This is a genomic window from Lacisediminihabitans sp. (assembly GCF_043726815.1).
Lineage (GTDB): Bacteria > Actinomycetota > Actinomycetes > Actinomycetales > Microbacteriaceae > Lacisediminihabitans.
The window spans coordinates 1-15251 of the sequence record NZ_JAYSJZ010000004.1 but is presented as its reverse complement, the minus strand read 5'-3'; the positions used below and the strand labels follow the sequence as shown (position 1 = coordinate 15251).

Sequence of the window (15251 nt, the reverse complement as noted above, 5' to 3'; positions counted from 1 at the left end):
CGCCGAGGAATTCGCCGACGATCGCTCCGATGAGGGCGAAACCGAAGCTCACGTGGAGGCTGGCAACGATCCAGGTGAAGGCGGACGGGAGCACGACGTGGCGGGTCACCTGCCACTTCGAGGCGCCGAGGATGGTCGCGTTCGCGATGAAGTTGCGGTCGACCTCGCGCACCCCCTGGAAGGCGTTGAAGAAGACCCCGAAGAAGACGAGAACGACCACCAGCAGGATCTTCGACTCGATGCCGAGCCCGAGCGCGAGCACGAACACCGATCCGAGCACGATCCGCGGGATCGAGTTCAGCACCTTGATGTATGGGCTGAACACCTCGGCGAGGAAGCGGATGCGCCCCAGCGCGATGCCCGAGACGATTCCCAGCGCGGTGCCGATCACGAAGCCGATGAGTGCCTCCTCGAGTGTGACCGCGATCTGCTGCCAGAGCGGGCCGATGGCGGTGCCCTCCCGGAACCAGGTGATGAGCTGGGCGAGGATTCCGCTCGGTTCGCCGTAGAGCACGACCTTGAGCTGGTCTGAGCCCACCGCGAGCTGCCAGCCGCCGAGCAGCAGCACGAGCAGGCCGAGCTGGCTCGCGAGCACGCGGAGGCGGCGTTTGCGGGTGCGGGTGCGGGCGGTCGCCGCGATGGTCACCTCGAGTCCCTGGGTCAGCGTGGTCTCGACGCTCGATGCGCTCATCAGGATGCCTTTCCGGTGGTCTGGGTGGACTGCGAATACGCCGTGTCGACCTCGGAGCGCAGCGACTCCCAGATCTGCTGGTAGAGGTCGACGAAGCGCTTGTCGAAGCGGATCTCCTGCACCACCCGGGGGCGGGGCAGGTCGATGGCGAACGTCTCCTTCACGGTTCCGCCCGGACCGGCGGTCATCACCACCACCTTGTCGGCGAGGGCGATGGCCTCCTCGAGGTCATGGGTGACGAACACCACGGCCGGCTTGGTGACATCCCACAGGCCGAGAAGCTCGTTGGACATGATCGCCCGGGTCTGCACGTCGAGGGCGCTGAACGGTTCGTCCATGAGCAGGATCTCCGGCTCGTTGATGAGGCTCTGGGCGAGGGCGACGCGCTTGCGCATGCCGCCGGAGAGCTGATGGGGGAACCGGTCTTCGAAGCCGGCCAGGCCCACTCGACGGATCCAGTCCTTCGCCGAGGCGATCGCGTTCGCCTTGTCGGTGCCCCGGAACTTCGGACCCATCGCGACGTTGTCGAGAACGGACTTCCAGGGGAGCACGGCATCCGTCTGGAACATGAAGCCCACGCCGGGGGTGATTCCCTTTACCGGCTCGCCGTGCACGCTCACCGAACCGGCGCTCGGCCGCTCCAACCCGGAGATCAGGGTGAGCGACGTCGACTTGCCGCATCCGGTCGGGCCGACGATCGCGCAGAATTCGCCCGGGGCCACCTGGAGGGTCATGTCCCGGATCGCGGTGTAGGTCGATCCGTCCGGGGTGGTGAACCGCTTGGTCACGTTCTTCAGGTCGATGGCCGGTCGCAGCGTCGACAGTGGGGTTGAGAACAGGTGCGGCGCAGTGCTCATGAGGCTCCTTTCGATTCGACGACGAACCGCAGGGAGACCTCCGTGCTGTCATCGTTGACGAGGCGCCCGGTTCGGACGCATCTGGGTGGGGCAACGATATGGGCGGCGGCAACCCCGTGTCCGGTTTCCGCGACTTGGTCGCGGATGACCGCATTGCTCACCTTGTGCGCATTAATCTCACGACCCCGATTCGGAGGTCACCGCCTCGCGGTCGCTGTAGCGTGAATCCGTGACGACGAAGACGCGATCGCGGACTGTGGCCGGAGGACTCCGTCGAGCCCGCGGGCGCAGGCGGCTCAGCTTCTCCACGCAGACCCTGGTCTTCCAGCTCGGCGTCGTCGCCCTCGTTGTGCTCGTCTGCACCGGGATGTTCGCCTACCTGAGCTACGGCGAGACCGGGAGCCAGGTCGAGGCGAGAGCGCTCGCCGTGGCGAACAGCGTCGCGGCCCGTGATGACGTGCGCAAACTCGTCACGGCGGTTTCCGCAGCGACGGCCGTTCCCGGAAACGCCGAGCTGCGCGGGGGGCCGATTCAGAGGGCTGCCGAGGAGGTGCGTAGGCGCACCGCCGCGCTCTTCGTGGTGATCACTGATGACGACGGCATCCGTCTCTCCCACCCCACTCCGAGCCTGCTGGGCAAGATGGTCAGCACGAGCCCGAGCGCGGACCTGAAGGGCAAGGTGGTCACCGCGATCGAGAACGGCACGCTGGGGCCGTCGGCGCGGGCCAAGGTGCCGATCTGGTCGCCGGACCACCGCCGCGTGGTCGGCGAGGTGAGCGTCGGATTTTCCATGACGAGCGTGATGCAGAATCTCGCCGCGCTCATCCTCCCGCTCATCGGCGTGGGGATCGGGGTGCTCATCCTCGCCGCGGCGGCCTCGGCCGCCCTCGTGCGGCGACTGCGCACTCTGACCCTCGGACTGGAGCCGGAGGAGATCTCCGCGCTCGTGCAGGACCAGGAGGTCGTGCTCTACGGCGTGGGGGAGGGGGTGATCGGAACGACCCCGGACGGCGTGATCACCGTGTGCAATGCGAAGGCCAGGAGACTGCTCGGCCTGCCGGACGTGATCGGCGACCAGATCCGATTCCTCAGCATCCCCGCCCCGATCATCGACCTGCTCGACCGTCCGCAGCTCGGCGACGACGCCTCGGTGCAGGTCGTGGTCGGCCAATCCGTGCTCGTGGTGACGGCGCGCAAGGTCACGCGGGGCGCGAGCGATCTCGGCTGGGTGATCATGGTGCGCGACAGGACCGACGTCGAGGCGCTGAGCCGCCAGTTGTTCGCGGTCGAGGCGCTGTCCACTGCCCTGCGCGCCCAGCGCCACGAATTCGCCAATCGCCTGCACACGATCTCCGGGCTGCTCGAGATCGGCGAGACGGCGGAGGCGGCGCACTACTTGCGCCAGACTCTCGAGACGGGGCCGCTGAAGCATCCGGTCGAGCACGGCGATCGGCTGCAGGACTCGTATCTGCAAGCCTTCGTCGGCGCGAAGGGATCCCAGGCCGCCGAACGGGGCGTGCTGCTGAGGATCGGCGCGGAGACGCTCATCGCCGGTGCGGTGGTCGATCCGCAGGACGTCACGACAGTCCTCGGCAACCTCATCGACAACGCGGTGGTCGCCGCCGTGCATGGCAGGGACGAGAGCCGCTGGGTCGAAATCGAGCTGCTGAGCGAGGGAGACACCCTCCACCTCGTCGTCGCCGACTCGGGCGACGGAATCGGGGGAGACCGGGAACTGCCCTTCGTGGAGGGCTACACGACCGCCACCGGCATGGGCGACGAGAGCCACGGACACGGCCTCGGCCTCGCGCTCTCCCGCCAGATCGCCCGGCGCCGCGGCGGCGACGTCTGGCTGGCGTCCGCGGGAGCCGTCGGGGGGCCGGGCGCGGTCTTCTGTGCGAGGCTCCCCGGGGTGCTCTCGGCGGAGGAGTCCGTGCGACCGGCCTCGCCACGGGCGGTGGTCTGACGACATGGCCGACGACATCCGTGTGCTCATCGTCGACGACGACTTCCATGTGGCCAAGCTGCACGTGGCGTACGTCAATGCGATCCCGGGCTTCACCGCCCTTCCTCCGGTGAGCGGGGGAGAGGAGGCGATCCGCGTCGTGCGGGCGATGCAGCCGGAGCTCGTGCTTCTCGACATCTACCTGCCGGACGTCAATGGGCTCGACGTGCTCCGCGGCCTCGACGTGGACGTGTTCGTGATCAGTGCGGCATCCGATGTCGCGTCCGTTCAGAAGGCGCTCCGTCGCGGTGCCCTCAGCTATCTCATCAAGCCGTTCCGGGCGGAGTTCCTCGAGCAGAGGCTCCGGGCCTACGCCCGCTACCGCAGCGTGCTCGCGGCCGGCCGCACCCTCGACCAGGAGGCCGTCGAACGAGCCCTCCGCATCCTGCACCCCGGGGAATCCGGCGCTGGCAAGCCCCGGGCGGCCACCGAGGCCGCGGTGCTCGAGATCCTGCGGCGCACAAGCGTTCCGACCGCCGCATCCGAGGTGGCGAGCGAGGTGGGGATCTCCCGCGCCACGGCACAGCGCTACCTGTCGAGCCTCGTCTACGAGGGCGCGGCGACCGTGCAGCTCCGCTACGGCAGCACGGGGAGGCCGGAGCATCGCTACAGCGTGCGGGGCGCCGGAGCCGCCGATTCGTGAACTGCGGCGCGGAGGCGGTATGGTCTTTTTCATGGACATGCACGGGACGCGTCAGGGTGAGGTTCGCCTGCCGGTGATCCGCGCGCGCCGATCGTCGGCGACGCCGCAGCGCTGATTCGTCAGCGTACCCAGCAGCGCCGCCGCCCCGATCCCCGTCCGATCGATCACAAAGGTAGAGGCATGTCTCTCTCCGTTGCCGTGGCTGGTGCCAGTGGCTATGCGGGTGGTGAACTCCTGCGACTCCTCGCAGGGCACCCCGATTTCACGGTGACCACGGTCACCGCATTCTCCAACGCCGGCCACTCGCTGGCCTCCGTGCAGCCCCATCTGCGTTCCCTCGGTCACCTGACCCTCGCGGAGACCACCGCGCAGTCGCTCGCCGGTCACGACGTGGTGTTCCTCGCGCTGCCGCATGGCAAGTCGGGGGAGCTCACCGAGCACCTGCCGGCCGACACCCTCGTGGTCGACTGCGGCGCCGACCATCGGCTGCGCAGCGCGGCGGACTGGGCGGCCTTCTATCCCGGCCAGTACTTCGAGGCCTGGGACTACGGCGTGCCCGAACTCATCGTCGGCGGGGCGAAGCAGCGTGAGGCGCTCGTCGGCTCGCGCCGCATCGCCGCTCCCGGCTGCAACGCCAGTACCGTCGCCCTGGCGCTCGCGCCGGGCATCGCGGCCGGGGTGATCGAGGAGCGCGACCTGGTGGCCGTGCTCGCGGTCGGCCCTTCCGGGGCCGGCAAGAGTCTCAAACTCGAGAACCTCGCGGGCGAGATCCTCGGCTCCGCCAACCCGTATGCGGTCGGCGGGACGCACCGCCACATCCCCGAGATCCTGCAGGGTCTGCGCGGTGCGGGGGCGCAGTCGCCCACCATCTCGTTCACGCCGGTCATCGTTCCGATGTCCCGCGGCATCCTCGCCACCTCCACCGCGCGGATCGTGCCAGGCACCTCGGCGACCGCGATCCGGGATGCCTGGGAGAGCGCGTACGCGGACGAACCGTTCGTGCACCTCCTGCCCGCCGGGTCCTTCCCGCGCACCGCGGATGTGCTCGGCGCCAACACCGCCCTCATCGGCCTCGCCATCGACGAGGCGGCCGGCCGCGTCGTCACGGCGACGGCCGTGGACAATCTCGTCAAGGGCACGGCGGGCGCCGCCATCCAGTCCGCCAACATCGCCCTCGGCCTGCTCGAGACCGCGGGCCTTCCAGTGGACGGAGTCGCACCATGAGCGTCACCCACCCCCGCGGTTTCACCGCCTCCGGAGTCGAATCGGGACTGAAGGCGAGCGGCGGTCGCGACATCGCGCTCGTCGTGAACACCGGCCCGAGCCAGGCGGCCGCCGCCGTGTTCACCAGCAACCGGGCGAAGGCGAACCCCGTGATCTGGTCGCAGCAGGCGATCGCCGACGGCATCCTCATTGCGATCGTGCTCAACTCGGGCGGCGCCAATTGCTACACGGGTGCCCGCGGCTTTCAGGTGACGCACTCGACCGCCGAGCTCGCCGCGAGCCTCCTCGGCGTCTCCGCGTCCGACATCCTGATCTGCTCGACGGGCCTCATCGGCGAGCAGCTCGATCTCGACAAGGTGTCGGCCGGCCTCACCGCCGCTCACGGCGACCTGAGCGACGACGGCGGGCTGGATGCCGCCCTGGCGATCATGACCACCGATACCCACCCCAAGCAATCAGTGGTCACCCGCGACGGCTGGTCGATCGGCGGCATGGCGAAGGGCGCAGGCATGCTCGCGCCGGGTCTGGCGACGATGCTCGTGGTGGTCACCACCGATGCCGACCTCCCGTCGGCCGTGCTCGACACCGCCCTCCGCGAGGCGACCCGGGTCACCTTCGACCGCCTCGACTCTGACGGGTGCATGTCCACCAACGACACGGTCGCCCTGCTCGCCTCGGCGGCATCCGGCATCTCGCCGAGCGCCGACGAGTTCGGGGTGGCCCTCACCGAGCTGTGCGCGGACCTCGCGGCCCAGCTCCAACAGGACGCGGAGGGCGCGGCTCACGACATCACGATCGAGGTCGTGGCCGCGGCCACCGAGGACGACGCGGTCGAGGTCGGTCGAGCGGTGGCGCGAAACAACCTGTTCAAGGCAGCCGTGTTCGGCAACGATCCCAACTGGGGTCGGGTGCTCGCCGCGGTGGGAACGACGGCCGCGGCCTTCGACCCGTACGACATCGACGTCACAATCAACGGCATCCGGGTGGCCCACGCCGGCGAACCGGACCAGTCACGCGACCTCGTCGACCTCAGCGGGCGGGCGGTCCACCTCGTGATCGACCTGAACTCCGGAGAGTCCACGGCCACGATCCGCACCAACGACCTCACGCACGACTACGTGCACGAGAACAGCGCGTACTCCAGCTGATGGGCGCGCACAGTTCGGAGGCGTCGACGAAGGCGCAGGCCCTGATCGAGTCCCTGCCGTGGCTTCGGGAGTTCCAGGGCAAGACCATCGTGGTGAAGTTCGGTGGCAACGCCATGGTCAACGAGGAACTCAAGCGCGCCTTCGCCGAGGACATGGTCTACCTGCGTCAGGTGGGAGTGTTCCCCGTCGTGGTGCACGGCGGAGGTCCCCAGATCTCGGCGGAGCTCGAGCGTCGGGGTATCCCCAGCGAGTTCCGCGGCGGGCTTCGCGTCACGAGCCAGGAGGCGCTCCAGGTCGTGCGCGAGGTGCTCACCGTGGAGGTCGGCCCCCAGCTCTCCGCCCTCATCAACGAGCACGGTCCCCTCGCGCAGGCCCTGTCCGGCGAGACCGACGGGCTCTTCTCCGGCACCCGCCGGGGCACGGTAGTCGACGGCGAAGAGGTGGACCTCGGCCTCGTCGGCGACGTGACGGCGGTCAATCCCGCAACCGTCACCGCCATCCTGGCCGCCGGCAAGATCCCCGTCGTCTCGTCGATCGCGCCGGACTCCGCCCACCACGGGCAGTCCCTCAACGTGAACGCCGACTCGGCGGCGTCGGCACTGGCCGTCGCCCTCGGTGCGGCGAAGCTCATCATCCTCACCGACGTCGCCGGGCTCTACCGCGACTGGCCGAACCGCGACTCGCTCGTCTCCTCGATCGATGCGACCGAGCTGGCTGCGCTTCTCCCGTCTCTGGAAACGGGGATGATCCCCAAGATGACCGCCTGCCTCGACGCGGTGCGGGGCGGGGTGCCGAAGGCGGCCATCATCGACGGCCGAGTGCTGCACGCGATCCTGCTGGAGGCGTTCACCGCCGAGGGAATCGGAACCGAAGTCATCCCGACCGCCGAGGAGGCAGCACTGTGACCGACAACGACGACTGGCGCGAACGCTTCGGCGACGCCATGATGGGCTCCCTCGCGTCCCCGATGGCGATGCTCGTGCGCGGGGAGGGCGCCCATGTCTGGGACTCGGACGGCACGCGCTACCTCGACTTCCTCGCCGGAATCGCGGTCAACGCCCTCGGCCACGCCCATCCGGTGCTCGTCGAGGCCGTCAGCACGCAGGTCGCGACCCTCGCCCACGTCTCCAACTACTTCGCCACCCCGCCGCAGCTCGAACTCGCCGAGCGACTCATGCGCATCACGGGAGCGGGCGACTCGGGCCGCGTCTACTTTTGCAATTCGGGCGCCGAGGCGATCGAGGCCGCGATCAAGCTCGCCAGGCTCAACCGCGGCGACGGATCGCGCACGCGCATCCTGTCCCTCGTGAATTCGTTCCACGGTCGCACCATGGGCTCGCTCTCGCTCACCGGCAAGGCGGCGATGCGCGAGCCCTTCGAACCGCTGTTGCCCGGGATCGAGCACATCGCCACGACGATCGAGGCGCTCGAGGAGGCGATGGATGACACGGTCGCCGCGCTGTTCGTCGAGCCGATCAAGGGAGAGGCCGGTGTCATCGACCTCCCGGACGGCTACCTCCAGCGCGCCCGCGCGCTCACCGAGCAGCACGGAGCGCTGCTCATCCTCGACGAGATCCAGACCGGTGTCGGTCGCACGGGAACCTGGTTCGCGTTCCAGCAGCACGGCATAGTGCCCGATGCCCTCGCCCTGGCCAAGGGCATCGCCGGCGGTGTGCCGATCGGCGCTCTCGTCACCTTCGGCTGGGCCTCCGACCTCTTCAAGCCCGGGCAGCACGGCAGCACCTTCGGCGGCAACCCGCTCGCGACGGCCGCGGGAAATGCCGTCCTCGGCGAGATCGAGCGGGCCGGACTTATCGAGAACGCCGCGCACCTCGGCGCGAGGCTCCGGCAGATCATCGCCGACCTCGGGTCGCCGCTGATCGCCGAGATCCGCGGGCAGGGCGCCCTCGTGGGCCTCGGGCTGTCGAGGCCCGCCGCGGCGGAGCTGTCGGCCGCGGCCTTCTCCGCCGGACTCATCATCAACGCACCCAATGAGTCGAGCATCCGGCTCGCCCCGCCGCTCATCGTGGGCGACGCGGAACTCGAGGAGTTCCGCGAACTCTTCGCCAAGGCCCTGGAGGCAGTCGCATGACCCGACATTTCCTGCGCGACGACGACCTCAGCCAGGCCGAGCAGACCGCCATCCTCGATCTCGCGGTCGAGCTCAAGGGGGACCGTTTCGGCACCCGGCCGCTCGCCGGCCCGCAGACCGTCGCCGTGATCTTCGACAAGTCGTCTACCCGAACCCGGGTATCGTTCGCGGTCGGCATCGCCGAGCTCGGCGGCATCCCGCTGATCATCTCCACGGCGAACAGCCAGCTCGGCGGCAAGGAGACGGCCACCGACACGGCTCGCGTGCTCGAACGCCAGGTCGCCGCGATCGTCTGGCGCACCTTCGCGCAGTCCGGGCTCGAGGAGATGGCCCTGGGCACGACGGTTCCCGTGATCAACGGCCTCTCCGACGACTTCCACCCCTGCCAGCTGCTGGCCGACCTGCTCACCATCCGGGAGCACCGCGGCACCCTCGCCGGTCTCACCGTCACCTTCCTCGGCGACGGCGCGAGCAACATGGCGCAGTCCTACCTGCTGGCCGGCGCGACGGCCGGCATGCACGTTCGCGTCGCCTCGCCCGTCGACTACGCGCCCACGGACTCGGTGGTCGACGCCGCCGACGTGGCGGCGGCGAAGAGCGGCGGCTCAGTCACCCTCTTCACCGACCCGATCGAGGCCGTCGCCGGTGCGGATGTCGTGGTGACCGACACCTGGGTCTCGATGGGCAAGGAGGAGGAGAAGGCCGAACGCCTGACCACCCTCGGTTCCTATCGCGTGGACGCGGAACTGATGGCACTGGCCAGGCCGGACGCGCTCTTCCTGCACTGCCTCCCGGCCGACCGCGGCTACGAGGTCACCGCCGAGGTGATCGACGGCCCCCAGAGCGTCGTCTGGGACGAGGCCGAAAACCGCCTGCACGCCCAGAAGGCGCTCATGGTCTGGCTCCTCCAGCAGTAGCCGCCCAGTCCCTTCATCCCCTTCCGAAATCCATGCATTCCTCGCGACACGCCGGTTCTCTGCAGCAGACACGCCGATCCGACCGAGGAATGCATGGATTTCGGAAGGGATCGACGCCAAATCGGCACCCTAAGCTTGTCAACGAATAACACAAGGAGCAGTTACATGGCAGAACGCGTCGTCCTCGCATACTCCGGTGGTCTCGACACCTCGGTCGGCATCGGCTGGCTCAAGGACGCGACCGGCAAGGAGGTCGTGGCCCTCGCCGTCGACGTCGGCCAGGGCGGCGAGGACATGGATGACATCCGCCAGCGTGCGCTCGACTGCGGCGCCGTCGAGGCGATCGTCGTCGACGCGCGCGACGAGTTCGCGAGCGACTACCTCATGCCCTCGCTCAAGGCCAACGCGCTCTACCAGAAGCGCTATCCGCTCGTGTCCGCGCTCAGCCGTCCACTCATCTCGAAGCACCTCGCCCGCGTCGCGCGGGAACTCGGCGCCGACAGCGTCGCGCACGGCTGCACCGGCAAGGGCAACGACCAGGTCCGATTCGAGGCCGCCGTCGCCGCTCTCGCCCCGGAACTCACGAGCATCGCCCCGGTGCGCGACCTCGCGCTCACCCGCGACAAGGCGATCGTCTACGCCAACGAGCACAACCTGCCGATCCGCCAGAGCGCGGCCAATCCGTATTCGATCGACAAGAACGTCTGGGGCCGGGCGGTGGAGACCGGGTTCCTCGAGGACCCGTGGAACGCCCCGATCGAGGACCTCTACGAGTACACCCAGGACCCCAACGTCAACCGCGAGGCCGACGAGATCGTGATCACCTTCGAGCGGGGCATCCCGGTCGCCCTCGACGGAGTCGCCTACAGCCCGCTAGCGATCGTCGAGGAGCTCAATGCCGTCGCTGGCAAGCACGGCGTGGGTCGCATCGATGTTGTCGAGGATCGCCTCGTCGGCATCAAGAGCCGGGAGGTCTATGAGGCCCCTGCCGCCATCGCCCTGATCGCCGCGCACGAGGCCCTCGAGGCGCTCACGCTCGAGCGCGACCTCGGCCGTTACAAGCGCGGCGTCGAAGCCGAGTGGGCGAACCTCGTCTACGACGGCCTGTGGTTCTCGAGCCTCAAGCGTTCGCTCGACGTGTTCATCGACGACACCCAGCGGTACGTGAGCGGCGAGATCCGCCTCCTACTCCAGGGCGGTCGTGCGGTCGTGACCGGCCAGAAGAGCGCGGAGAGCCTCTACGACTTCGACCTCGCGACCTACGACACGGGCGACACCTTCGACCAGTCGCTCTCCAAGGGTTTCATCGAGATCTGGTCGCTGCCGAGCAAGATCTCGGCGCGCCGCGAGGCGTCGAGCAAGTAGGGGCCAGACTGTGTCGAAATCTGGCGACGAAGAACCGACGGTCGGTAAGACGACCGAGGGGGCGCTATGGGGCGGTCGGTTCTCCAGCGGCCCGTCGCCGGAGCTCGCCCGCCTGAGCAAGTCCACTCATTTCGACTGGCAGCTCGGCCCGTACGACCTCGCCGGGTCGCGAGCGCACGCCAAGGCGCTCGCGGCGGCCGGCTACCTCACCGACGACGAGCTGGTGCGCATGCTCGAATCCCTCGACACCCTGCGTGTGGCGTTCGAGGACGGCAGCTTCGCCGAACTCGAGTCGGACGAGGACGTGCACGGGGCCCTCGAGCGTGGCCTGATCGAGGTCGCCGGCGCGGAACTCGGCGGTAAGCTGCGCGCCGGGCGCAGTCGAAACGACCAGATCGCCACCCTCGTGCGCCTGTACCTGCTCGACCATGCCCGGGCGATCACCCACCACGTCGTCGACCTCGTCGACGCCATCGCCGCGCAGGCGGAGGCGCACCTCGGCGCGCCGATGCCGGGCCGCACCCACATGCAGCACGCCCAGCCCGTGCTGCTCTCGCACCACCTTCTGGCCTACGCCTGGCCGCTCGTTCGCGACCTCGAACGGTTGAGGGACTGGTCGGTTCGCGCCCGGTCGTCTCCCTACGGCGCCGGCGCGCTGGCCGGCAGTTCGCTCGGCCTCGACCCGCAGCTCGTCGCCACCGAGTTGGGCCTCGACCGACCGACCGAGAATTCGATGGATGCCACGGCCAGCCGCGACGTCGTGGCCGAGTTCGCCTTCGTGGCCTCGCTCGTCGGCATCAACCTCTCGCGGTTCGCCGAGGACATCATCATCTGGAACACCCGGGAGTTCGGCTTCGTCACGCTGCACGACTCGTATTCCACGGGTTCGTCGATCATGCCGCAGAAGAAGAACCCCGACATCGCGGAACTCGCCCGCGGCAAGTCCGGTCGGCTCGTCGGCAACCTCGCGGGCCTGCTCGCCACGCTCAAGGGGCTTCCCCTCGCCTACAACCGCGACCTGCAGGAAGACAAGGAACCGGCCTTCGACTCGGTCACCACCCTCGAGGTGCTGCTGCCGGCGTTCACCGGGATGGTCGCCTCCCTGCGCTTCGACACGGCGCGCATGGCGGAACTCGCCCCCCAGGGCTTCTCGCTCGCGACGGATGTCGCCGAGTGGCTCGTGACCCAACGCGTGCCGTTCCGCGACGCCCACGAGATCAGCGGGGCGCTCGTCAGCTTCTGTGAGCAACGCGGGCTACAGTTGGATGAGCCGACCGATGCCGAGCTGACCGCGATCTCGCCCCATCTCACGCCCGCGGTGCGCTCGGTGCTCACCGTCGCCGGGTCGATCGCGAGCCGCGACGGCGCCGGGGGAACGGCAACAGTCCGAGTGAGCGAGCAGCTCGCCGCCCTTACCCGTCGGATTCGAGAGTTGGAGATGTACCTGCAATGACGCTCAGCAAGGACAACAAGCCGCAGCGGCCGGAACAGAGCCGCACCCAGAAGATCGTGATGTGGAGCATCTTCGCGGTGGCCGGCGCGATGGCCGTCGCTGCGGTGATCCTCTTCTTCGTGAGCGGCGCCCGCCTCTTCTGATGTTCGACCGTGACGTCCTGGCCCGGCCGGCGACCGAGGTCGCCCTCGACCTGCTCGGCGCCACCCTCTCGCGGGACTCGGACGAGGGACGGGTGACCATCCGTCTCACCGAGGTCGAGGCCTACCTCGGCGAGGTGGACCCGGGGTCGCACGCCTTCCGCGGCCTCACCAAGCGCACCATCGTGATGTTCGGCGAGCCCGGGCATCTCTACACCTACTTCACCTACGGCATGCACGTCTGCGCGAACATCGTGTGTTCTCCGCACGGCACCGCCTCGGCCGTGCTCCTCCGCGGCGGCGAGGTGGTCGAGGGGCTCGAAATCGCCCGGGCGCGGCGCACGACCTCCCGGTCGGATGCCGACCTCGCACGCGGGCCGGCGCGGCTCGTCGTGGCCCTGGGCGTGACCCTCGCGGACGGCGGGGCGGATCTCGCCGAGTCGCCCTTCGACCTCACCCTGCCGACGGTGCGCGCGGATCACGACGCCGGGCCGCGCACGGGTGTGTCGGGGGACGGCGGGTCGGCCGAGTATCCGTGGCGGTTCTGGATTCCGGGCGACCGCACGGTGTCCCCGTACAAGGCCCACGCGAAGGTTCGCCGGCCATGACCGACGGGGGCCACGGCGGCTCGGAGTTCACCGCGGTCGAGCGGTTCATCGACGACCGCGCGCACCGCCTCCTCGCACGGGCGCCGAACAGCACGCCGTGGAAGGCACTCGTCGAGTTCCTCGTCTTCGGCCTCAAACAGGCCTGGGCCTGCATCTTTGGCGCGGCGATGCTGGCGATTCTCTTCGCAACCAGACTCTGGTACCCCGAGGGGGCCTGGCTCGCCCGAAACGACTTCGTCACGATCGCCGCGGTCGTGGTGCAGGTGCTCATGGTCGCCTTGCGCCTCGAGACTCTGCGGGAACTGCGGGTGATCATCCTGTTCCACCTCGTCGGCACGGGAATGGAGCTCTTCAAGACGAGCGTCGGTTCGTGGGTCTACGAGGGCCCGGGGGTGTTGCACCTGTTCGGCGTGCCGCTCTACAGCGGTTTCATGTACGCGGCGGTCGGGTCGTACATGGTGCGCGTCTTCCGCCTGTTCGACCTGCGCTTCGACCGGTACCCCCCGCGTTGGCTCACCGCGCTTCTCGCGGTGCTCATCTACGCCAACTTCTTCACCCACCACTACGTCTGGGACTTCCGCTGGGTGCTCGTCGCGGCGGTGATCCTCGTGTTCGGCGCGAGCGTGATGCATTTCCGGGTGTTCAGGCTGAGGCTCCGGATGCCGCTGGTGGTGGCCTTCCTGCTCGTGGCGCTGTTCATCTGGATCGCGGAGAACGTCGCCACCTGGTCCAACGCGTGGGCCTACCCCAACCAGGTGGACGGCTGGCAACCGGTGTCGATCACCAAGCTGGTCTCGTGGTTCCTGCTGATGATCATTTCGGTGGTGCTCGTGACCTGGGTGTACAAACCGCGTCCGTTGGAGACCGGGGGAGTCGTTGCGGGCGGTTCCGGTCCCGTCCCGACGCCCGGTCCGGCGGTCGAACCGACGGGCTAGACCACGATCAGCAGGGCGCACGCCCCGGCCCAGGCGAGGCTCACGAGGGTGCCGATGATGAACCGTTCGCGGATCTCGGGGCTGTCCAACTCGGAGAAGCGCCCGAGCCCCTTCACCGCGATGAGCACGGCGACGATCTCGAGGTGGCCGAGCACAATGGCGGCAATCACGACGAGGCGCTCGACGTAGCCGATTGTCGTCCCGCCGCGCAACACCTCCGCGTCGCGGCGGGTGCCGTCCCGGCTCTCCTTCAGGATGATCCCGCCATGGTGCCCGTCGGTCACCGTCGCCCCGGTTCCGCGATCGGCGAAGGCGAGCACGGCGACGGTGATGGGGTTGCCGGCGACGACGCCGAGCAGCGCGAGGCCGATCCCGCCGATCACCGCGACCGGGTGGCTGGGCGCGGGAACGGAGATGAGGAAGGCGGCACCGGCGAGGCCGATCGCCACCGGGGCGATCGTCACGAGAGAGAGGCGGGGGCGCCTGAACCGGATGGACGTGACGGCGACCGCGAGCGACGCCGAGATCACGAGGAGCGCTGCCGCCCAGAGGATGCTGCTGACGACGATCATCGAGTGTCCCTTTCCGGCGACCCGCCGGCGGTCGTGGTGATCGACCCCGCTCGCGTTCCCGCCTCGACCATTAGACCGCAGAGTAGAGGCGCCGACCGGTCCGGCACGCGCGTCCCGCCCGAGTCGGCGGGGCGAAGGCGCGCGACGGCCACTCCTGGCGACGCAAACCCCTACTCGATGGACGGCCGATTCCCGCGCGACACGGCGGCACGTGGCGGTTTTGAGGTGCACTTTGGCCGCTGAACGACGCGACACGCCCGGGATTGTCCGCAATTTCGCTGGCAGGCGATTCACCCGTAATGTTTCCTCTTGTCACCCCAAAGGTTCGTCAGGCGGAAGTGCCAGGCGGCCTCAAGAGGGACCAAATCCAAGTCATATAGCGGTGTTCCTCTTGCAGGAAGCCGTCTTCAGATCTTAGGATGAGTAACCCACCCCCGTGAGCAATCGGAACGGTTTTGCATGCGCTTTTGAGCGTCGCGGCCGATTTGACAAACTGCGCAAGGGTGGTAAGTTGGACAGGTTGCCTTTCGCGGAAGCGGGGGTGGCGTGGTAGTGGTGATTGGCCCCGGGTAGCAGCCGTGATGGTGAAAACCGGGAGCGT

General features: G+C 68.8%; 15 protein-coding genes. 12 read left to right on the top strand and 3 right to left on the bottom strand.

Going from position 1 to position 15251, the window contains the following annotated elements; translation table 11 throughout:
* Both ACHZD8_RS00770 and ACHZD8_RS00765 read right to left on the bottom strand, forming a co-directional pair.
* On the bottom strand, window positions 1-691 hold a 691-nt coding region (locus tag ACHZD8_RS00770; protein ID WP_394768176.1), incomplete at its 3' end, for an ABC transporter permease.
* Window positions 691-1548, bottom strand: a complete 858-nt coding sequence (locus ACHZD8_RS00765; protein ID WP_394768175.1) for an ABC transporter ATP-binding protein — start codon at window positions 1546-1548, stop codon at window positions 691-693. The genes ACHZD8_RS00765 and ACHZD8_RS00770, both read right to left, overlap by 1 nt.
* A 229-nt stretch (window positions 1549-1777) precedes the next feature.
* Between ACHZD8_RS00765 and ACHZD8_RS00760 the strand changes: the two genes are divergently transcribed.
* The 12 genes from ACHZD8_RS00760 (at window position 1778) to ACHZD8_RS00705 (ending at window position 14078) form a co-directional block, all read left to right on the top strand.
* Window positions 1778-3514: an ATP-binding protein gene (locus ACHZD8_RS00760; RefSeq protein WP_394768174.1), complete on the top strand. Its 1737-nt coding sequence runs from the start codon at window positions 1778-1780 to the stop codon at window positions 3512-3514.
* Between the two features lie 4 nt (window positions 3515-3518).
* Entirely contained in the window at window positions 3519-4196 is a 678-nt protein-coding gene (locus ACHZD8_RS00755) for a response regulator (protein WP_394768173.1), read from the top strand.
* A gap of 180 nt (window positions 4197-4376) precedes the next feature.
* Window positions 4377-5420: an N-acetyl-gamma-glutamyl-phosphate reductase gene (gene argC / locus ACHZD8_RS00750; RefSeq protein WP_394768172.1), complete on the top strand. Its 1044-nt coding sequence runs from the start codon at window positions 4377-4379 to the stop codon at window positions 5418-5420.
* Complete coding sequence (gene argJ / locus ACHZD8_RS00745) at window positions 5417-6568, top strand: bifunctional glutamate N-acetyltransferase/amino-acid acetyltransferase ArgJ (protein WP_394768171.1); 1152 nt, start codon at window positions 5417-5419, stop codon at window positions 6566-6568. Before argC ends, argJ begins: the two co-directional genes overlap by 4 nt.
* Window positions 6568-7473: an acetylglutamate kinase gene (gene argB / locus ACHZD8_RS00740; protein WP_394768170.1), complete on the top strand. Its 906-nt coding sequence runs from the start codon at window positions 6568-6570 to the stop codon at window positions 7471-7473. Before argJ ends, argB begins: the two co-directional genes overlap by 1 nt.
* A 38-nt stretch (window positions 7474-7511) precedes the next feature.
* Window positions 7512-8660, top strand: a complete 1149-nt coding sequence (locus tag ACHZD8_RS00735) for an acetylornithine transaminase (RefSeq protein WP_394768177.1) — start codon at window positions 7512-7514, stop codon at window positions 8658-8660.
* Entirely contained in the window at window positions 8657-9577 is a 921-nt protein-coding gene (gene argF / locus ACHZD8_RS00730; protein WP_394768169.1) for an ornithine carbamoyltransferase, read from the top strand. Before ACHZD8_RS00735 ends, argF begins: the two co-directional genes overlap by 4 nt.
* A 165-nt stretch (window positions 9578-9742) precedes the next feature.
* Window positions 9743-10942 carry an argininosuccinate synthase gene (locus ACHZD8_RS00725; protein ID WP_394768168.1) on the top strand — a complete coding sequence of 400 codons (1200 nt, stop codon included), beginning with the start codon at window positions 9743-9745 and terminating at the stop codon, window positions 10940-10942.
* Between the two features lie 10 nt (window positions 10943-10952).
* The gene (gene argH / locus ACHZD8_RS00720) at window positions 10953-12395 is read left to right on the top strand and encodes an argininosuccinate lyase (RefSeq protein WP_394768167.1); all 1443 of its coding nucleotides are present in this window, start codon (window positions 10953-10955) and stop codon (window positions 12393-12395) included.
* The gene (locus tag ACHZD8_RS00715; protein ID WP_394768166.1) at window positions 12392-12538 is read left to right on the top strand and encodes a hypothetical protein; all 147 of its coding nucleotides are present in this window, start codon (window positions 12392-12394) and stop codon (window positions 12536-12538) included. The genes argH and ACHZD8_RS00715 overlap by 4 nt, the downstream gene beginning before the upstream one ends.
* Window positions 12538-13143 (top strand): DNA-3-methyladenine glycosylase, encoded by a 606-nt coding sequence (locus ACHZD8_RS00710; protein ID WP_394768165.1) that lies wholly within the window; start codon window positions 12538-12540, stop codon window positions 13141-13143. Before ACHZD8_RS00715 ends, ACHZD8_RS00710 begins: the two co-directional genes overlap by 1 nt.
* Window positions 13140-14078, top strand: coding sequence for a DUF817 domain-containing protein (locus ACHZD8_RS00705; RefSeq protein ID WP_394768164.1), 939 nt, complete (start codon window positions 13140-13142; stop codon window positions 14076-14078). Before ACHZD8_RS00710 ends, ACHZD8_RS00705 begins: the two co-directional genes overlap by 4 nt.
* On the opposite strand, the gene ACHZD8_RS00700 is transcribed toward ACHZD8_RS00705, so the two are convergent.
* Window positions 14075-14650 carry a hypothetical protein gene (locus ACHZD8_RS00700; protein ID WP_394768163.1) on the bottom strand — a complete coding sequence of 192 codons (576 nt, stop codon included), beginning with the start codon at window positions 14648-14650 and terminating at the stop codon, window positions 14075-14077. The genes ACHZD8_RS00705 and ACHZD8_RS00700 overlap by 4 nt on opposite strands.
* Window positions 14651-15251: the final 601 nt, after the last annotated feature.